This is a genomic window from Paraburkholderia sp. GW821-FHT02A12 (assembly GCF_059422005.1).
This window is the reverse complement of sequence record NZ_JBWKWA010000001.1, coordinates 1,083,331-1,103,411: the sequence shown is the minus strand read 5'-3', so window position 1 is coordinate 1,103,411 and position 20,081 is coordinate 1,083,331. Positions and strand designations below refer to the sequence as shown.

14 protein-coding genes are annotated in these 20,081 nt (G+C 64.9%); 7 read left to right on the top strand and 7 right to left on the bottom strand.

Annotated features, from left to right (window positions below; all coding sequences use genetic code 11):
• Positions 1-39: 39 nt before the first annotated feature.
• Positions 40-2,133, bottom strand: coding sequence for an FUSC family protein (locus AC07WT_RS04890; RefSeq protein ID WP_494946250.1), 2,094 nt, complete (start codon positions 2,131-2,133; stop codon positions 40-42).
• Positions 2,134-2,453: 320 nt separating this feature from the next.
• Positions 2,454-2,981 (bottom strand): inorganic diphosphatase, encoded by a 528-nt coding sequence (gene ppa / locus AC07WT_RS04885; protein ID WP_492594066.1) that lies wholly within the window; start codon positions 2,979-2,981, stop codon positions 2,454-2,456.
• 262 nt (positions 2,982-3,243) lie between these two features.
• Between ppa and AC07WT_RS04880 the strand changes: the two genes are divergently transcribed.
• From AC07WT_RS04880 to AC07WT_RS04870, 3 genes are all read left to right on the top strand, one after another.
• Positions 3,244-4,683 (top strand): aldehyde dehydrogenase family protein, encoded by a 1,440-nt coding sequence (locus tag AC07WT_RS04880; protein ID WP_494946249.1) that lies wholly within the window; start codon positions 3,244-3,246, stop codon positions 4,681-4,683.
• Positions 4,684-4,774: 91 nt separating this feature from the next.
• On the top strand, positions 4,775-5,533 hold the full coding sequence (locus tag AC07WT_RS04875) for an SDR family oxidoreductase (protein WP_494946248.1): 759 nt from the start codon (positions 4,775-4,777) through the stop codon (positions 5,531-5,533).
• A gap of 144 nt (positions 5,534-5,677) precedes the next feature.
• On the top strand, positions 5,678-6,997 hold the full coding sequence (locus AC07WT_RS04870; RefSeq protein WP_492594069.1) for an MFS transporter: 1,320 nt from the start codon (positions 5,678-5,680) through the stop codon (positions 6,995-6,997).
• 53 nt (positions 6,998-7,050) lie between these two features.
• Here AC07WT_RS04870 and AC07WT_RS04865 read toward each other — a convergent pair whose 3' ends face one another.
• From AC07WT_RS04865 to hemC, 3 genes are read right to left on the bottom strand one after another with little or no spacing between them, the layout of a single operon-like run.
• The gene (locus AC07WT_RS04865; RefSeq protein ID WP_494946247.1) at positions 7,051-8,241 is read right to left on the bottom strand and encodes a heme biosynthesis protein HemY; all 1,191 of its coding nucleotides are present in this window, start codon (positions 8,239-8,241) and stop codon (positions 7,051-7,053) included.
• A 2-nt stretch (positions 8,242-8,243) separates the two neighbouring features.
• A complete protein-coding gene (gene hemDX, locus AC07WT_RS04860) occupies positions 8,244-10,265 on the bottom strand; it encodes a fused uroporphyrinogen-III synthase HemD/membrane protein HemX (protein WP_494946246.1) in 2,022 nt (673 codons plus the stop codon).
• Positions 10,265-11,254, bottom strand: a complete 990-nt coding sequence (gene hemC / locus AC07WT_RS04855) for a hydroxymethylbilane synthase (RefSeq protein WP_494946245.1) — start codon at positions 11,252-11,254, stop codon at positions 10,265-10,267. Before hemC ends, hemDX begins: the two co-directional genes overlap by 1 nt.
• A 380-nt stretch (positions 11,255-11,634) precedes the next feature.
• Here hemC and ppc point away from each other — a divergent pair, with 380 nt between their 5' ends.
• The gene (gene ppc / locus AC07WT_RS04850) at positions 11,635-14,862 is read left to right on the top strand and encodes a phosphoenolpyruvate carboxylase (RefSeq protein WP_494946244.1); all 3,228 of its coding nucleotides are present in this window, start codon (positions 11,635-11,637) and stop codon (positions 14,860-14,862) included.
• A gap of 152 nt (positions 14,863-15,014) precedes the next feature.
• On the opposite strand, the gene AC07WT_RS04845 is transcribed toward ppc, so the two are convergent.
• Entirely contained in the window at positions 15,015-15,767 is a 753-nt protein-coding gene (locus AC07WT_RS04845; RefSeq protein WP_492594074.1) for a class I SAM-dependent methyltransferase, read from the bottom strand.
• 168 nt (positions 15,768-15,935) lie between these two features.
• Here AC07WT_RS04845 and AC07WT_RS04840 point away from each other — a divergent pair, with 168 nt between their 5' ends.
• Together AC07WT_RS04840 and argH are read left to right on the top strand one after the other, a co-directional pair.
• Positions 15,936-16,748 carry a helix-turn-helix transcriptional regulator gene (locus AC07WT_RS04840; RefSeq protein WP_492594075.1) on the top strand — a complete coding sequence of 271 codons (813 nt, stop codon included), beginning with the start codon at positions 15,936-15,938 and terminating at the stop codon, positions 16,746-16,748.
• Between the two features lie 221 nt (positions 16,749-16,969).
• Positions 16,970-18,376: an argininosuccinate lyase gene (gene argH, locus AC07WT_RS04835; RefSeq protein ID WP_494946243.1), complete on the top strand. Its 1,407-nt coding sequence runs from the start codon at positions 16,970-16,972 to the stop codon at positions 18,374-18,376.
• Between the two features lie 262 nt (positions 18,377-18,638).
• On the opposite strand, the gene AC07WT_RS04830 is transcribed toward argH, so the two are convergent.
• On the bottom strand, positions 18,639-18,944 hold the full coding sequence (locus tag AC07WT_RS04830; RefSeq protein ID WP_492594077.1) for an NIPSNAP family protein: 306 nt from the start codon (positions 18,942-18,944) through the stop codon (positions 18,639-18,641).
• Positions 18,945-19,144: 200 nt separating this feature from the next.
• Between AC07WT_RS04830 and AC07WT_RS04825 the strand changes: the two genes are divergently transcribed.
• Positions 19,145-19,687 (top strand): energy transducer TonB family protein, encoded by a 543-nt coding sequence (locus AC07WT_RS04825; RefSeq protein WP_494946242.1) that lies wholly within the window; start codon positions 19,145-19,147, stop codon positions 19,685-19,687.
• Positions 19,688-20,081 lie beyond the last annotated feature (394 nt).

Sequence of the window (20,081 nt, the reverse complement as noted above, 5' to 3'; positions counted from 1 at the left end):
TCCGCTCTGCGTGGCTTTATGCATGCGCATTCGCTCCGCCTAACCTCTCGCCTCGCGCATCCGCTCGGTGAGCAGCCGATGCATGAGGGCGATCTCTCCTACCGCATCGGCCTCCAGCGACGACAGCCTGTCCCGCGCGGGAAGGTCGCGCCGTATCGGCCTTAGCGTTCGATTCAGCGCGGCCTCGATGTCGGCGCTCGCCGCCTCGATCCACGCGCCGAGTTCATCGTGCATGCCGCGCCGGTTCGCACTCAGGCGCAGTTGTGCCGCGGTGCCCGCCATCTTTCGCAGCAGGCTCAGCACCGTCAATGTGACGGTGTCGGCCATCGAGTCTTCCAGTTTTTCGAGGCGAATCCGGCCGATGGCCTCCTCGGCGTTATTGCTGCTCAATCCGGCGGCTCTGCGCAACCGTTCCATGTCCTTGTCGCTGCGGCCGGGGTACGCCAGCGCGGCCCTGAGATACTCGAGATTGGCCCGCACCGCTGTGGCGAGAAAGGTCCGGTGATTCACCTTTTCCCGGGTTGGCCAGAGATAGAACGTCGCGAGCAGCGCCAATACGCAGCCGAGCACGTTATTGCCGAGCCGCGTGAGCGCGAAAGAAAATTCGTTGGCGCCTGGCGTCGCAAAGTCGGCCACCAGCACGAAGGTGGGCGTCAGGAATAGAACAAAGAGGCTGTAGCTTACGGGACGCAGCGCCATCGTCGCCACCACCAGCGGAAAGACGGCGAATGAAATACCGAGCGGCGAATGAATCGCATAGCCAATGCCGGCCGCCAGTACGCCGCCGACGATGCTTCCCGCCGCGCGCTCGATACTCCTCGGCCACGTCGCGGCAATGGACGGCTGCAGTATCAGCAGCGTCGCCATCGTCGCCCAGTAGCCGAAGGGCAGGCCCAGCGCCCGTATGACCAGAAATCCCGCTGTCGTCGTGACGCCCACGCGAGCAGCGTGGCGCAGGCCGACAGACTGACTCGACAGGTTCGCCTTGAGCGTCGACCATGTCTGAGCCGCCACTCTGGCGGCGCTGTCCAACCATCCTTCGGCCTGCGCATAGGCCGGCGCGAAATCGACCAGTTCGAAGCCGGATTTCAGCTTCACGGGTTCCGTCAGCGCGGATTCGAGCCGCCGGGCGAGGCGTTGCAAGCGCGGTTGCAGGCTGGCCACGCGCCCCCATTGCCCATCGTTGGCGGCGAGACCGATGCTTCGCAGCACGTTGCCGATCCCAGCCAGCAGCCGAGCCGCCCGGCTCGAGCGCCGCAGGTCGTTCGGGGCCTTTTCGCAGGCGCCGGAGACCGCAATCAGATAGGCAAACAGCGATTCACTTTCGGTCAGCAAGGCAAGGAAATTGTCATAGGTTTCCCGGCCGCCGGTCCTCGATATCGGCACCTGCGCGAGTGCCCGGCGCGAGCGCTCCAGCGCGGCTCGCGCATCGGCGCGGAATTTCGCGGCATGCGTGGCCCATTGCCCGGGCGCCGCGCGCTGCTTGAGCAGGCGAGCGTTGTCGAAGGCAATGTCCGCCAGACGCAGATACACGGTACGCAGCGAAGACCGGCTCGCGCCAAACGGATGAATGCGCCAGACGGTCAGACTCAGAACGACGGCAAACAGGCATCCGGCGAGGTAGACGCCCAGAAACGCCATGCCCTCCCGAAGGTCGCGCATCGGCCGGTCGACCATGACCACGCAGGCGGTCGCGGCCAGAATCGTCACCTGCGACGTGGCCGCGCCCCATATTCTTCCGAAGGCGCCGAGCGTCGTGAAGACCAGAATGGCGAGCGCCGCGAGCGAAGTCCCGACACCGGAGGCGAACGCGGTCACGCCGCCGCCCAGCGTCGACAGAAGCGCAAAGCCCATCATCGAAGCGAAACGGGCCCGGTTGGAGCCGGCTGCGTCGGCGAGACATGTCCAGAACGCGCCGATCGCCGCCCATGCAAAGGTCGGATCGTGCAGCAGGTTGCCCACCGCCAGCATGGCCGTGGACGCGCAGGCGGCTCTCAGCCCTTCCGACAGACTCGCCTCGCTCGTCGAAAACGACACCATCCAAACCGGCCGTTTGCGGTAGATAGCGTTGACGATTGCGTATAGCCGGTTCGACCAGCGTGGCGACGATGGATTGGACTTGCGATTCAGCATCCGGACGGTGTGCTCCCAAAAACGCGCATTGGCGCTGCGTCAGCGCATTCATACGCCGACGACAGGAAACCTGCGACAGGCGGCGAATGATAAGGGTTTACACCTAGCCATAAAAATGCCTTCAGTTCATTCAGCCGATGCATTTTGTCTATGTGGCGGACAGGCCGGACGCCCGAGCCAAGCGGGAATTCAAGCGGGAATTCAACCGGCATTCGGCCATGCACATCGAACGCTATATGAGGCTCATGAAAAACCGACCCATAAAAAACCGCGCGGCCCTTGCAGGCTCGCGCGGTTTTTTCCAACCGGTGTAACGCAGCTTACTTCGTGTAGTTCGCCACGCCTTCGCTGATTTCCTTGTGCGCGGCTTCGATGCCCGCCCAGCCCTCGACCTTCACCCACTTGCCCTTTTCGAGCGCCTTGTATTGCTCGAAGAAGTGCTTGATCTGGTCTTTCAGATACGCCGGCACATCGTCGATCGACTTCAGGTCGGCCGTCATCGGACAGATCTTGTCGTGCGGGACGGCGATCAGCTTCGCGTCCACGCCCGATTCGTCAGTCATTTGCAGCATGCCGAGCGCGCGTGCGCGCACCACGGAGCCTGCCAGCAGCGGGAACGGCGTGATCACCAGCACGTCGACGGGGTCGCCGTCGCCCGACAGCGTTTGCGGAATGAAGCCGTAGTTGGCCGGATAGCGCATGCCGGTGCTGATGAAACGGTCGACGACGAGCAGGCCCAAATCCTTGTCGGCTTCGTACTTCACCGGATCGCTCTGCGCCGGGATTTCGATGATGACGTTGAAATCTTGCGGAAGGTCTTTGCCTGCGGGGACGTGATTGAAGCTCATGAGCGCTCTCTGATCAGGATGGGAATTCGGAACACGGGGTGCGGCGTGAGCCGCGTGTACGTTCAACAGACGTGAACCAGTCGAACAACGCGCAGCGGCCGGACAGTGCGGGATACGCCATTATAGCCAATCGGCCGATGGCACCCTTTGCCGGATCGGCGCGATAATCGTCAGGCGTCTCTCGATTGTGCCTCTCGTTTGTGAACATCAGGTATGTGAACCTCGGGTTTGTGCCTCGGGTTCGCGCCTCACAGGAGCATGCATGGAAGAAGCAAAACACTTCATCGGCGGCGAATGGGTTGCCGCATCAGGCGGCGAGACGATCGCCGTGCTCGATCCCTCGGACGGCCAGCCGTTCACCCAGCTTGCGCGCGGCACCGCGGCGGATATCGACGCCGCCGTCCACGCCGCCCGCCGCGCCTTCGAGGGCGCGTGGGGTGAAGCGAGCGCCGCCGAACGCGGCCGCGTGCTTTACCGGCTGTCGATGGTGGTCGCCGCCCGCCAGGAAGAACTGGCGCAACTCGAAGCCCGCGACACCGGCAAGCCGCTCAAACAGGCGCGTGCCGATTCCGCCGCCCTCGCCCGCTACTTCGAGTTCTATGCCGGCGCCGCCGACAAACTGCACGGCGAAACGCTGCCTTACCAAGCCGGCTACACGGTGCTGACGATCCGCGAGCCGCACGGCGTGACCGGCCATATCGTGCCGTGGAATTACCCGATGCAGATTTTCGGCCGCAGCGTCGGCGCAGCGCTCGCCGCCGGCAATGCGTGCGTCGTCAAACCGGCCGAAGATGCGTGCCTGTCGGTCTTGCGCGTCGCCGAACTGGCCGCCGAGGCGGGTTTGCCGCCGGGCGCGCTGAATATCGTCACCGGCTACGGCCATGAAGCCGGCGCGGCGCTCGCGCGCCATCCGGGTATCGATCACATCTCGTTCACCGGATCGCCGGAAACCGGCAAACTCGTCACGCAGATGGCCGCCGAGAATCACGTACCGGTCACGCTGGAACTAGGCGGCAAGTCGCCGCAAATCGTGTTCGCGGACGCCGATCTCGATGCGGCGCTCCCCGTGCTGATCTCGGCAATCGTGCAAAACGCCGGGCAAACCTGCTCGGCGGGCAGCCGCGTGCTGATCGACCGGGCTATCTACGAGCCATTACTCGACCGGCTGAGCAGCGCCTTCCACGCGTTACGAGTCGGTCCGTCGCATGCCGATCTCGACTGCGGACCGCTGATCAACGCGAAACAGCAGCAACGCGTATGGGATTTTCTCTCCGACGCGCAACACGACGGCATCCCGATGGCGGCACACGGTGAAGTGATTCCGCAAGCGCCGGAAAGCGGTTTCTATCAGGCGCCCACGCTGCTGCGCGACGTGCCCGCCACGCACCGCCTGGCGCGCGACGAAGTATTCGGCCCGGTGCTCGCCGCCATGTCCTTTGCCGACGAGGATGAAGCGCTCGCGCTCGCCAACGGTACGCAGTACGGCCTCGTCGCTGGCATCTGGACGCGCGACGGCGCGCGGCAAATGCGCCTTGCGCGGCGCCTGCGCTCGGGCCAGGTGTTCATCAACAACTACGGCGCGGGCGGCGGCGTCGAATTGCCGTTTGGCGGCGTCAAGCATTCGGGCCACGGCCGCGAAAAGGGTTTTGAAGCGCTGTATGGCTTCACGGTGCTGAAGACCATCGCGATCCGGCACGGTTAGGTTGCGCTTAGGTTGCGCTTAGGTCACGCTTAGGTCGCCGTCAGACACTTCGCGTCACGCATCACCATTCACAACAAACAACGGAGACATCATGCGATTGACAGGTAAAACAGCCATCGTCACGGGTGGCGGCTCAGGTTTCGGCGAAGGCATCGCGAAGACCTACGCGCGCGAAGGCGCGAACGTAGTGGTCAACGATCTGAACGGCGCGGCGGCCGAGCGCGTGGCGAGCGAAATCGCGCTGGCCGGCGGCAAAGCGATCGCGGTGGCGGGCAACGTCGCGCAGCGCGCAGACTGGCAGCAACTGCGCGAGGCCGCGCTCCAAGACTTCGGCAGCGTGCAGATCGTCGTCAACAATGCCGGCACCACGCATCGCAACAAGCCGGTGCTGGATGTCACCGAAGCCGAGTTCGACCGCGTCTACGCGGTCAACGTCAAAAGCATCTACTGGAGCGTGCGGGAATTCGTGCCGTATTTTCGCGAGCAGGGCGGCGGCGCCTTCATCAATATCGCGTCGACGGCGGGCGTGCGGCCGCGGCCGGGCCTCGTCTGGTACAACGGCAGCAAGGGCGCGGTGATCATTGCGAGCAAGTCGCTCGCCGTCGAACTGGGTCCCGACCGCATTCGCGTGAACTGCGTGAATCCGGTGATCGGCGAGACGGCGCTGCTCTCGGAATTCATGGGCGTCGAAGATACGCCTGAGAATCGCAAACGCTTCCTCGCCGGCATTCCGCTCGGGCGCTTTTCCACGCCGCAGGACGTTGCCAACGCTGCCCTCTATCTGGCCTCGGACGAGGCGGAGTTCATCACCGGCGTGTGCCTCGAAGTCGACGGCGGGCGCTGCGTTTAACCGGCATGGCGGCCGCGCATGAGAGCCGCCGCCTGCTTCGAAATCAGTGTTTTCCCCCGGTATCGAATCACCGTGCAGACAACCCGGCGCAGATAGAATCGATCGACGGCGGTACTTCATTTACACAAGAAAAGAGGAGACACCATGGCTAGTCCCGCAAATCCGCTCCACCACCCCGGCGCGGGAGCGCCGCCTTCCACGTTCGAGGAGGCGACCTACCGCAAGGTCACCTGGCGGCTCGCGCCGTTCCTGATGCTCTGCTATGTGGTCGCGTATCTCGACCGCGTCAACGTCGGCTTCGCGAAGCTGCAAATGAGCGCCGATCTGAATCTCAGCGACGCGGTGTATGGCTTCGGCGCGGGGATTTTCTTCCTCGGTTATTTCATCTTCGAGATTCCCAGCAACGTGATCCTGCACAAGGTCGGCGCGCGCGTGTGGATCGCGCGGATCATGGTGTCGTGGGGCGTGATCTCGATGCTGACCATGTTCATCACCACGCCGACGATGTTCTACGTGATGCGCTTCCTGCTCGGTCTGGCAGAAGCGGGGTTCTTCCCCGGCATCATCCTGTATCTCACCTACTGGTATCCGGCGCACCGGCGCGGCCGCATGACCACCTTGTTCATGACGGCGATCGCGTTGTCCGGCGTGATCGGCGGGCCGGTATCCGGCTATATCCTGAAGAGCTTCAACGGCGCGCACGGCTGGCACGGCTGGCAGTGGCTGTTTCTGCTCGAAGGGCTGCCGTCGGTGATCGTCGGCATCATGGTGTTCCTGCTGCTGGACGACCGCATCTCGAAGGCAAAGTGGCTGAGCGATGAGGAAAAGCAATTGCTCGAACGCCACGTCGCGGCCGAAGAAGCCACCAAGCACGACATGCCGATCCGCCAGGTGCTGACGAGCGCTCGCGTGCTGATGCTGAGCCTCACGTACTTCTCGTTCGTGATGGGCCTCTATGGCGTGAGCTTCTGGCTGCCGACCATCATCAAGACGACCGGCGTCACCGATGCCTTCATGATCGGCCTGTTGTCCGCGATTCCATTCGCGGCGGCAGTGGTCGCCATGGTATTCGTATCGCGCAGCGCGGACCGTACGCGCGAGCGCCGCTGGCATATCGCGTTGCCGGCGTTTGCCGGCGCGATCGGGCTGATCCTGTCGGTGGTGTGGACACACAACACGGTGCTCGCCATGGCCTCGCTCACGCTCGCGACGATGGGCATCCTGACCACCCTGCCGCTGTTCTGGAGCCTGCCGACGGCGATCCTCGCGGGCACCGGCGCCGCGGCCGGCATCGCGATGATCAACTCGATCGGCAACCTCGCGGGTTTCCTGAGTCCGTATGCGGTCGGCTGGCTCAAACAGGTGACCGCCGCGAACGATTCCGGCATGTATATGCTGGCGGCGTTCCTGATTCTCGGCGGGTTGCTGGCGATCAGCGTGCCGGCGAAGATGGTCGACAAGTAAGCCGGTTGATGACGTAGAGCAGGTAGCGCCGTTCCGAGCGTGCGGCGCAACCCTCAGACCACATTCATCGCCAGCGCACTCTCGCGATAATGCTGGCTCGCCTTATCCGCATCGCCGAGCTGCTCATGCAAACGCGCCAGCGCGCGATGCGAGCGGATCTTCAAGGTCTCGTTGTCGGCCAGTTTCAGCGCGTGCTCGAGGAACGACTGCGCCTTGCCCCACAACTGCTGATGCAGACACAGGCGGCCCAGCGCGAACAGCAGATCCGCATCTTCCGGACGCTCCTTCTGCCACCCTTCGGCCTTCTGGATCAGCGGCAAGGCGTCGCCGGCGGCGGTGTCCGGATAACGGCGCAGCAAACGCGCGTCCCAGTTCTGCGCCAGCGCTTCTTCGACGATCTTGCGCGCTTCCTGCGGACGATTCAGCGACACCAGCAGTTCGGCAGCGAGATCGGCGAGACGCGGCGAATGACGTTCGGTGGCCGACAGCGAATGCCACAATTCCAGCAACGCATCAGCATTGTGACGCCGGTCGCGCAGCAGGTTTTCCGCCGCAAGCTGACGCAAACGCACCGCCACCGCCGGATGAATCGCCTCGCGCTTTTCCAGCGTCTTAACGAGCTTGAGCACTTCGCCCCAGTTCTTCAATTGCTGCTGCGCGCGCAACATGATCTGCTGCGCGTGAATCCGCCGTGCGCCCTGCGACTGCATTTCGGTCAGCGCGGTGAGCGCGCCGTCCGCGTCGCGGCCGTCGGCGCGCATGTCGGCGGTGGCCATCAGGCGCGCGTCCTGCCAGTCGGCTCCGTCGATCTGCGCGAGCCATTCGTCGCGCCGCGCGTATTCATGCATGCGGTGCGCCGCGGTGGCCGCGATCAAACCGGCTGCGCCCTTGTTGTCGCCATTCGTGAGCGCATCCTTCGCGGCTTTTTCAGCACGCGAAAAACGGCCGGCGTACAGATTGCCGATCGCGTCACGCAACGCGGCGTGCGCCTTCGCGACCCGCGAGCGCGCGCGATACGCGACCACACGCTGCGGCATGCGCCAGATATTGCGCCCGATGCGCAGGAGCGCATACAGCAGGATGAACAGCACCACCAGGCCGACCACGAACAGATTCAGCGAGATGTCGACGCGGTACGGCGGATAGACCAGCAGCACCTGCCCCGTGTCGAAGCGCCCGACCACCGCCAGCACCACGGCGACGGCGAACAGCAACGCAAGCCATAGAAGTCCCCGGATTGCCATGATTAACCTCGGCTCCGGTATTGGTTGACGGCTTGCAGACTCGTATTCAGATTCGGCACCTCGACTGCCGCCGAGCCCGCGTCCACCTGCTTGACCAGATCGATCACGGTCTGCGTCTTCCTGGACGTGTTGTCGAAGTAGCGCTTGAGCGCGGCGTCCGCCGCGTGCAGGTCGGACTTCAGCGTGGTCTGGTTGCGCGAGAGCAGCGCAAGCCGTGCCGACAGCAAGCGCATCTTCAGATTCTCGCGCACGAAGTAGCCTTGATCCGGTGCGACGAGCATTGCGTCGGCGTTGTCGATGCGGCGCACTTGCACGAGGCTGGTCAGCTGCTGGCCGATGCCGCTCGTGACTTCACGCCACCACACTTTCCAGCGCGGCTCGCCGGTGGCCGCGGCCACCTTCGCCGTGTCGGCCCAGGCGGCAGCCTTTGGCGTGGCATGGGCGATCGGTGCTTCGCCGGCAAGCGGCAAGCTGTCGACCTGATCGATCGCGTTGTCGAGCTTGATGGCCAGACCCGTGAGATCGGTGGAAGGCGCTGCCTTCAGCTTGTCGATGTCTTGCGCGATAGCCTTGCGCACGGCGACCACCTGCGCGCCGTCCGAAGCGGCGAGGCGCGTGTCCGCGCTTTGCAGCGCGAACAGCGCGAGTTGCGTGTTGCCGGTGAGCTGCAACTGCTGGCTCGCTGCCGAGAGCATCTGGCCGACTTCGGCGAGCGTCCAGTCGTCGCGATTGCGCGCGAGATCGGCGTATTGCTGCTGCAACGCCTGCTGCGCGCTTTGCGCGTCGGCAAGCTTGCCTTCGAGCTGCGCGACCTGCGAGTCCGACTGATGAACCGTGGCGAGCGCCTGATCGGTCTTGACGCGCAGTTCGTTGGTCTGCGCGTCGTTGGCTTGCTGGCGTTGCGCGAGCTGCTGCTCGGCGCGCTCCACCTTGCGATTGAGCGCATAGCCGCCCACGCCCGCCGCACAGGCGATGATCACGACGACAAACCACAACAGCGGTCCGCTCGCGCTGCGGCGCTTTTTTTGCGCTTCGTAGGGCGTGAAGGGTTGATTCGGCGGCAACGCAGTGGTCGCGGCCGGCTGGGGTGAAGCGTTCGTAGATGCGTTCGTTTCAGTCATGCGTGATTTAGCCGGTGAATGAGCCGGGTTGGTCGGTACCGGTTGAACAACGGGAGGCACGGCGGCAAGCAAGGCGCGGGCAAGGCGCTCAGCGCCCGCGCCGGACACCGTAATGCTATCAAAACCCAATGCCCGCGCGGTCTGCGCGATACGGGGATGCGGCGTGACGAGCGTGGCGCGTTTCAGCTGCGCGATCTCGTCGGCGGTGAGATGGTCTTGCGCGAGTTCGTGCAGATTGCGCACGCCTTCGGAACTGGTGAGGAGCCACGCATGCGGTGCGCCTGCCAGCAGCGCGTGCACGCGCGCCCACGCGGCGATAGACGGTTCCGGCACGAGACGGCGATACGCCGCCACCGTCTCGACTTCGGCGCCCGCTTCGCGCAGACGGTCGGCCAGCCACTCGCGGCCGCCGTCGCCGCGCACGATCAGTACGCGTTTGCCTTCGAGCGTCGCCGCGCCGAGCGCGGTGTCGATGGCGGCAAAGAGGCTTTCGGAATCGAAGCGCGCCGTATCGTCGTCGGCCACGGCAGGCGGGCTGACGACGTGGTACGCCGGCGCCGCGACGCCGTGGCGCGCGAGCGCCTGCACGCTGCCGGGGCCGACTACGCCGATCGGCAGCGCATGCGGCCAGATCGCGTTGCTGCGGGCAAACGCGTGGTCGATCGCGTTCGGCGACACGAACACCACCAGCGCGTAGCGTTCGAGCGAGGCCAGCGCGGCGCGCAACGGCGCGTCGTCTGCCACAGGCGCGATGTCGATCAGCGGGAACTCCAGCGTGACGATGCCGGCCGCCGCGAGCAGCGAAATCAGTTCGCTCGACTGACCGGCCGGTCGCGTAATCACGACCGTGAACGCCGCCTGGCCGACGGAGGAAGATGCGTTGCCTGGGATAGCGGCCGCCATCACTCGCCGGTCACCGCGCCGGCGGGGCCGCTCGCCGCGCTGAGCGCGCGGACGATTTCCATGGCGCCCTGCTGTTCGAGCGCGTTCGCCACCTCCTGGCCGAGCGCGACCGCGCGTTCGATGCTCGGCGCGGGCGCCGACGCCTGCGCGCTCAACACGCGCCGGCCATCGGGCGTCGCGACGATGCCGCGCAGATGCAACGCGCCGTCGTGCCAGCTTGCATAGGCCGCGAGCGGCACTTCGCAACTGCCGCCGAGCGCACGCGACACCATCCGCTCCGCTTCGACGGCGGCGGCCGTGGCTTCGTGATGCAGCGGTGCGAGCCACGCCGCGAGGTCGGCGCGATCGGCGCGAATCTCAATGCCGAGCGCGCCCTGGCCGGCTGCGGGCAGGCTGTCTTCGGGATCGAGCAACGCGCGGATGCGTTCGGCCAGACCCAACCGCTTCAGACCGGCAGCCGCCAGAATGATCGCCGCGTAGTCGCCGCGATCGAGTTTCGACAGCCGCGTATCCAGATTGCCGCGCAACGGCCGCACTTCCAGATGCGGGTAACGCATGCGCAGCATCGCTTCGCGGCGCAGGCTGGAGGTGCCGACCACGGCGCCGGCCGGCAGCGCGGCAAGCGAATCGTACTCATTGGACACCAGCGCATCGCGCGGGTCTTCGCGCTCCATGATGGTGGACAGCGCGAAGCCGGCGGGCAGTTCCATCGGCACGTCTTTGAGCGAATGCACGGCCAGATCGGCGAGGCCGTCGGCCAGCGCGCTCTCCAGTTCCTTGACGAAGAGGCCCTTGCCGCCGACCTTCGACAAGGTGCGATCGAGAATTTGATCGCCGCGTGTGGTCATCCCGAGGATTTTTACGTCGCAAGATGGATATAATTTGTGCAGCGCACATCGCACATGCTCCGCCTGCCACATGGCCAGGCGGCTTTCTCGCGACGCAATCACAAGCGTGTGAGGTGGCGCGGATAACGTCTCGGTGTTCATTAGCTTGCTGATCGAATGACGGGATGTAATAACAATCAATGTTAGCACGCGCCCTTGTGTCTTCAGGCACGCCGGAGCGCCGTGCTGGCGCGGTATCGATGGAGGAGACGGGCTCCGCGCGGCGCGCACCTGCCACATCCTTCGCCTGTTCACGCACGGTCGTTCGCGCATCGTGCGGCGGCATGCGCGATGATGCAGTGCGGCGTCTCGTGCATAGCGTGCACACAGTGTGCGTTTTTTCGTGCGTATTGTGCAAAAACGCTCGGCCCAATCCCCAGCGCATGTCCATCGACGCGTATCGTTTTCCTGCAGTCCAAGCAGTAGCCACGTAGTAGCAGTCCATCGTTCAATAGACCCTGGCTTCCCTGAGGAAACCCATCGTGACGTCTTCCGGATCGGCGCGCCCTGCTCGCCGCAACACTGCATCGCCCAACGCTTCAGCGGCCGACGCCGCCGTTGCATCCGCCGCTTCCGCCGCTTCTGCTTCCGAGGCCGCACCGGCCAAACGCACCGCCAAAGTGACCAAAGCGGCTCAAGCAGCGAATGCCGCCAAAACCCCCAAGGCCGCCAAAGCTTCCACACCCGTCAAGGCCAGCGCGGCAACGCAAGCCGCGACCGCCGCCAAGGCAGTCAAACCGGCCAAGGCCGGATCCACGAAGATCAAGATCAAAGCCGCCGCAGACGAAACCGTAGCGGCTCAAGACGCGAAAGCGGCGAACGCGGCGAAAGCGCCCAAAGCGCCCAAGCTGCAAGCCGCGTCGAAGGATACGATCGTGCCGGCGCCGAAAAGCGGCGGCCGCACGCGTGAAGACAAGGACCACCCGCTGTTCCAGGACATCCGTTATCTCGGACGGCTGCTCGGCGACGTCCTGCGCGAGCAGGAAGGCGACGCGGTGTTCGACGTCGTGGAAACGATCCGTCAGACCGCCGTGCGCTTTCGCCGCGAAGACGACAGCGCCGCTGCGCAGACGCTCGACAAGAAGCTGCGTTCGCTGAGCCCGGAGCAAACGGTCAGCGTGGTGCGTGCCTTCAGCTATTTCTCGCACCTCGCGAATATCGCCGAAGACCGTCACCGCAACCGCCGTCACCGCATTCACGCGCTGGCCGGTTCGACCTCGCAGCCCGGCACCGTCGCGCATGCGCTCGAACGGCTGGTCGAAGCGGGCGCCGCCGCGACGCCGGTCTTGCAGCAGTTCTTCAACGAAGCGCTGATCGTGCCGGTGCTGACCGCGCACCCAACCGAAGTGCAGCGCAAGAGCATTCTCGACGCCCAGCACCACATCGCACACCTGCTCGCCGAACGCGATCAGCCGCTGACCGAGCGCGAGCGCGCGCACAACGAAGCGATGCTGCGCGCCCGCGTCACGTCGCTCTGGCAAACCCGGATGCTGCGCGATTCGCGGCTGACGGTCGACGATGAAATCGAAAACGCGCTGTCGTACTACCGCGCCACCTTCCTCGAGGAAATCCCGGCGCTCTACGCCGACATCGAAGACGCACTCACCGAGCACGGGCTCGCCGCGCGCCTGCCGCCCTTCTTCCAGATGGGCAGCTGGATCGGCGGCGACCGCGACGGCAATCCGAACGTCACGGCGGAAACCCTCGAGCACGCGATCACCCGCCAGGCCGCGGTGATCTTCGAACACTACATGGAGAAGGTGCACAAGCTCGGCGCGGAGTTGTCGGTATCGAACCTGCTGGCCGGCGCGAGCGACGCACTGAAAGAACTCGCGGCCGCCTCGCCCGACCAGTCGCCGCATCGCGTCGACGAGCCGTATCGCCGCGCGCTGATCGGCGTGTACACGCGGCTCGCGGCGAGCGCGCGCGTGCGCCTCGGCGAAGGCAGCGTGCCGGTGCGCAGCGCGGGCCGCGGCGCGGCGCCGGTGCGCGCCAAACCGTACGGCGACGCTGCCGAATTCGTGCGCGACCTGCATGTGCTGATCGATTCGCTCGCCGAGCATCACGGCGCGTCGCTGGCCGCACCGCGCCTGTCGCCGCTCGCTCGCGCCGCCGAAGTGTTCGGTTTTCACCTCGCCAGCATCGATCTGCGCCAAAGCTCCGACATCCATGAAGCAGTGATCGCGGAGTTGCTGAAACGCGCGGGCGTCGAAGCGGACTATGCCGCGCTCTCAGAAGCGGACAAGTTGCACGTGCTGCTCACGGAACTCGCGCAGCCGCGTCTGCTGCGCTCGCCGTACGTCGAGTATTCCGACCTCGTGAAGAACGAACTCGGCGTGCTCGAGGAGGCCCGCGTCACGCGCGAGAAATTCGGCGCACGCGCGGTACGCAACTACATCATTTCGCACACGGAGACGGTCAGCGATCTCGTCGAAGTGATGCTGCTGCAGAAAGAAACGGGCCTGCTGCATGGTCGTCTCGGCGACGCCAACGATCCGGCCAGGGCCGCGCTCATGGTGATTCCGCTGTTCGAGACGATCCCCGACTTGCGCAACGCATCGCACATCATGCGCGATCTGATCGCGCTGCCGGGCGTCGGCGCGCTGATCGAACATCAGGGCAACGAGCAGGAAGTGATGCTCGGCTACTCGGACAGCAACAAGGACGGCGGTTTCCTCACGTCGAACTGGGAGCTGTACCGCGCCGAGCTCGCGCTGGTGTCGCTGTTCAACGAGCGCGGCGTGACGCTGCGCCTGTTCCATGGACGCGGAGGCACGGTCGGCCGCGGCGGCGGCCCGACTTATCAGGCGATTCTGTCGCAGCCGCCGGGCACCGTCGACGGTCAGATCCGCCTGACCGAGCAAGGCGAGGTGATCGCCAGCAAGTTCGGCAATCCGGAAATCGGTCGGCGCAACCTCGAAACCGTGGTCGCCGCGACGCTTGAAGCATCGCTGCTGCCGCACGGCAATGCGCCCGCGCAACTGCCCGTTTTCGAAGAGACGATGCAGCAATTGTCCGATGCGGCGATGGCGTCGTATCGCGCGCTGGTCTACGAGACGCCTGGCTTCAAGGAGTACTTCTTCGAATCGACGCCGATCTCGGAGATCGCCGAGCTGAACATCGGCAGCCGTCCGGCTTCGCGTAAATTGCAGGACCCGAAGCAACGCAAGATCGAAGATCTGCGCGCGATTCCGTGGGGCTTCTCATGGGGCCAATGCCGTTTGCTGCTGACCGGCTGGTACGGTTTCGGCAGCGCGGTGGCCGCGCATCTGGACGGCGCGCCAAGCGACGCGGAACGCGCACGCCGTCTCGCGCTGCTCAAGAAGATGTACAAGACGTGGCCGTTCTTCTCGACTCTGCTGTCGAACATGGACATGGTGCTGGCGAAGACTGACCTCGCGGTGGCCTCGCGCTACGCGCAGCTGGTCTCCGACAAGAAACTGCGCAAGCACGTCTTCGAGCGGATCGTCGCGGAATGGGAGCGCACCTCGAAAGTGTTGTCGGAGATCAGCGGCAAGAGCGAGCGGCTCGCGGAAAATCCGCTGCTCGCGCGTTCGATCAAGAACCGCTTCCCGTATCTCGACCCGCTCAATCACCTGCAGGTGGAACTGCTCAAGCGTCACCGCGCGGGCGATACGAACGCGCGCGTGCGTCGCGGGATTCATCTGAGCATCAACGGGATCGCGGCGGGCCTGCGGAATACGGGCTGACGCTTCTTTGCGACGCGGCGGGTGGGCGGCTTGCTGCGCCCCGCTATGTTCGAACGGTCCGCTGCACGCGGCGGAATGTCGGTTGCGGCATTCCGCCGTTTTCTTTTTTTGGGGCTTGTCGCGCGGCTTATTGCCCTGCTTTACTGCGCTGCTTATTGCGCTTCGACCATCAACGCGTCGAGTTTGAACGAGCCGTCTTCCTGCACGTCGAAATACTGGCGCACTTCATCGGGCGAGCTGTTCCACAGCGAGCGGATCGCCACCACACGCGGCTCAGGCGTGCGCATGCGCGCCACCCACGATTCGAACTCGATCGCAATCCGCCAACGCTCGCGAATCGTCGCCGTAAAACCAGCTGCTTCGAAGAGCGCGATCCATTCGTCGGCACGATAGTCGCGAATGTGCGAGCCGTCGCGCAGCAATTCCACCGCCTGAATATGCGTGTCGAGCAGCGGATGATCGATGCCGGCGATGTCGATGAACAACACCTTGCCGCCCGGCTTCAGGACGCGGCGCACCTCGGCCAGGGCGCGCGGCACGTCGTGCCAGTGATGCGCGCTCATCCGGCTGATGACCCAGTCGAAAGAATGAGCGTCGAACGGCAACGTTTCGGCGGCGCCCTGTTGCGTGCGGATATTGGCGAGGCCGCGCTCGCGCGCCGCGCCTTCGACCGTTGCCAGCATCTGCGGCGCGATGTCGTAGGCGATTACCGCTTCGGCATGCGGCGCCACCGCGAAGCTCGCGTGGCCCGCGCCGCAGCCCATGTCGAGCACCGTCGCGCCCGGGGTCGCCGCGATCGAATCGGCCAGCGTCTGCAGATCGGCGCCGGTGGCATGCGTCTGACTCGTCAAATACGCGGCGGCGGTCGAGCCGAAGGCGTCGGCGACCTGATCGTGATGTTTCATGGGAGGCTCCGGTTACTTGTGTGGGATCGGGTTGGAACGCTGCGCGCCGTTCCAGCCGTTACAATAGAGCCCGCCGTGTACCAGTACAAGTTAAGCAATTATTCTGGTATCGATAACACCCGCCAAGTGGCGCTTGATCTGAACGACCACGCCGAACGACTACCCAGAATGACCACGCCGTCCTCAGCCGACCACCCGCCGCCACTCGACGCAACGCCCGCCCGCGCGCTCGGCGACTTCATCCGCGCGCACCGCGAGCGGCTCTCGCCGCAAGCGGTCGGCCTGCCGCCGGGCCCGCGCCGCCGTACGCCGGGTTTGCGGCGCGAGGAAGTCGCGCAGTTATGCGGTGTCAGCCCGACCTGGTACACATGGATCGAACAGGGACGGCCGGTATCCGCATCGGCCGATGCGCTGGCGCGGATCGCCGTAGCGCTGCAACTGTCGCGCGCCGAGCGCGCGTATCTGTTCGAACTGGCCGCCCAGCGCGATCCGGCCGAGCCCGACCCGGCCGCCGCCGATGCACCCGCCACGCTGCTGCAAACCGTGCAACTGGTGAACGCACCGGCTTATGTGCTCGATCGCCAATGGAATGCGCTGGCCTGGAACGAACGCGCCTCCGACCTCTTCGTCGGCTGGCTGGACGGCGCGCACGACCGCAATCTGCTGCGCTACACGTTCACCGAGCCGGCCGCGCGCGAATTGATCCTCGACTGGGAAACGCGCGCGCGGCGCCTCGCCGCCGAATTTCGCGCCGACTCGATCCGCCATCTGAACGATGCGCCCACGCGCGCGCTGATCGACTCGCTGAGCGCCGCCAGCGACGCGTTCGCGCGCTTCTGGGCGTCGCAAGACGTGGGCGGCCGCGAAGGCGGACGGCGCGAATTCAACCATCCGCGCGACGGCCGCATCGTCTACGACCAGATCACCTTCAAACCCGCGCATCGCGAAGATCTGAAGCTGGTGGTGCTGGTGCGCGAATAGGCGCCGCAGCGACAGCGCCTTTACCGCCGCCCGTGACCGAACAACCCGCTTAGGCCGGCGGTGCCTTGGGATGCTTTTTGCCCGAATAACCGCCACAGGCCGCCGGCGCCATTTGGCACCCCCGCCCCGGTGTTAAAATCTCTGTCTTTCTTCGCTTCGGCGGCGCCCGCATACCTTACGCAAACGCCGTCAGCCTCCTCACCGCTCAACTGCCAAACACCATGACGTCCCAACTGCACAAAAAAGGCGAAGCCTGGTCGGCTCGCTTCTCGGAGCCGATGTCGGAACTCGTCAAACGCTATACGTCGTCGGTTTTCTTCGACAAGCGTCTGGCGCTCGTCGATATCGAAGGGTCGCTCGCGCACGCCTCGATGCTGGCCGCGCAGAAGATCATCGCCGCCGACGACCTGGCCGCGATCCAACGCGGCATGGCGCAAATCAAGGGTGAAATCGAGCGTGGCGAGTTCGAGTGGCAACTCGATCTGGAAGACGTCCACCTGAACATCGAGGCACGCCTGACCGCGCTGATCGGCGACGCCGGCAAGCGCCTGCATACCGGCCGCTCGCGCAACGACCAGGTCGCGACGGATATCCGTCTGTGGCTGCGCGGCGAAATCGACCGGATCGGCGGCCTGCTGAAGGATCTGCGCACGGCCCTGCTCGACATGGCCGAGCAGAACGCGTCGACCATCATGTCCGGCTTCACGCACCTGCAAGTCGCGCAGCCGGTCACGTTCGGCCATCACCTGCTGGCCTACGTCGAAATGTTTTCGCGCGACGCCGAGCGCATGCTCGATTGCCGCAAGCGCGTGAACCGTCTGCCGCTGGGCGCGGCGGCTTTGGCAGGCACCAGCTATCCGATCGACCGTCACGCAGTGGCGAAAACGCTCGGCTTCGACGGCATCTGCGCGAACTCGCTGGATGCGGTGTCCGATCGCGACTTCGCGATCGAATTCACGGCAGCGTCGGCGCTGGTGATGACGCACGTGTCGCGCTTCTCGGAGGAACTGGTGTTGTGGATGAGCCCGCGCGTGGGCTTCATCGATCTGGCCGACCGCTTCTGCACCGGTTCGTCGATCATGCCGCAGAAGAAGAACCCGGACGTGCCGGAACTGGCGCGCGGCAAGACCGGCCGCGTGAACGGCCATCTGATGGCGCTGTTGACGTTGATGAAAGGCCAGCCGCTCGCGTACAACAAGGACAACCAGGAAGACAAGGAGCCGCTGTTCGACACCGTCGATACGGTTGCCGATACGCTGCGGATTTTTGCCGAGATGGTGGCCGGCATCGAGGTGAAGCCGCAAGCCATGCGCGACGCCGCGTTGCAAGGCTTCTCCACGGCAACCGATCTCGCCGACTATCTGGTCAAGCGCGGCCTGCCGTTCCGCGATGCGCACGAAGCGGTCGCGCTGGCGGTGCGGGTGTGCGTCGATCGCGGCTGCGATCTGGCCGACCTGACGCTCGAGGAAATGCGCAGCGAGTTGCCGAACGTCGCGCATCTGATCGGCGAAGATGTGTTCTCGTATCTGACGCTCGAAGGGTCGGTGGCGAGCCGCAATCATGCGGGCGGCACGGCGCCCGAACAGGTTCTTGCGGCCGTCAAGGCTGCACGGGACGCGTTGAAGTAACGCGACTCGTCAAACAACGCAGTCCGGCGCGTTCTTACGCACGGGCGACATGGCAAAAGGCGAACCCACCGGCGGGTTCGCCTTTTTTGTTTTTCAGGCCAGGCAAGCGGCGGGCGGCGGACGGCGCACAAAAGAAAGCCCGCACGAAGCGGGCTAAATGAAAGACTTCCACCGATGCCTCTCGAAAGAGGACATCAGAGTGTAGGCGTGTTTCGGCCGCAGAGGAATCCGGCCTTATTTCAGGCCATTACAGAGCGCGCGATCAACTGAAAACCGGCCTGAAGAAACTCCTCTCATAGCTGACGATGCAGCGCGTCTGTTCCGCATACGCGAACGCGGCCTGACAGTCGGGATCGCCCATCGACTCGATGCGATACGCCTCGTAAGCCGCCAGCGATTCGAACGAGAACATCGCGAGCGCTACATTGCTCACGCCTTCGGACGGCAAAAAATAGCCGTGATGGCGGCCGCCGAATTTTTCGACCAACGGAATCCACAGCTTGCCGTAGTGCTCGAATTCTTTCAGTTTGTACGGGTCGATGATGTAGCGCAGATAGCAGGTAATCATGGCGTTGGTTTCTGTTTCTGTTCCGGATTGGGCGTTACGCGATGGTAAGTCAATTCGCGGGTAAGCAGCGCCGGCGTCACGCTCAGCGGGCTTGCGAACGCACTACCTTCGTTGCATCGCATCGCAGGGCGAACGCCAATTGCATCCTTGCGCTTTTTGACTACCATCCAGTTAGATCTGGTTTCAATGCTTCTACGACGATGCTCAGCCGCGCGCGCCACCTTCGCCGCTTTACTGAACGCTTTGCTTCACGCGTCTGCGCATGTCCATCGCACGTGCGCAGCACCGCGTTGGCGACAACTGCGATGCTGGCGCTCGCCGTGGCCGGCTGCACCATCACGCTGCCGCAACGGCCGGTCGTCCAGACGCCGGTGGCCGCCATCAACAGCCTGACACTCGATCAGTACCGCAGCGCCGTCGCCCAACGCATCATCGAGCGCAATCCATCCTATGTGCTGCGCGGCACGCCGCAAGCGATGCTGCGCTCGCTGGTGGTGGTCTCGTTCACGGTCGACAGCAACGGTCAGCTGGTCCAATCGGCGGTGTATCGCACCAACGGCGACAACGAAGCCGAGAGCACCGCGCTTGCAACGTTGCGCCGTGCCGCGCCGCTGCCGCAGCCACCCGGCAAATTGCTGAACAGCCGTGGCCAGCTCGAACTGTTCGAAGACTGGCTCTTCAACGACGACGGCAAGTTCCAGTTGCGCACGTTCGCGTCACCGCAAGCGCAAGCCATCGACTGAATGCGGCTGACGGTAAGCCACGCGATACGCCATGCGCCGCCTTGCTGCGCTGCGGCCGCGCTCGCTATAATTTTCCGATTCCTCCCGCCGGAGCCTTCCGGCATGGCTGTCGCCGCCCGCTCACCCGCCGGCGCGGCGAGCGCCCGATTGCAGCGTCGCCGCGTCATCCGCGCGCGCTGCCTGCTCGATGCCCTGGCTACGCTTACCGACAACTGACCCGGTTGGCGCCTGCCCGACGATGAGCGCCTGGCGCTGAACCGGCCGCCCAGCCCCTGGCGCGCCAGCTGCTCGACGCCTGCAACGCACCTGGTTATTCCCTGGTATCGGCGCTTTCGCGTACGTCCGCCGCCGGCTGCCGTTGTAAGCTGTCGCGCATCGTTGCGCATCGTCGCCT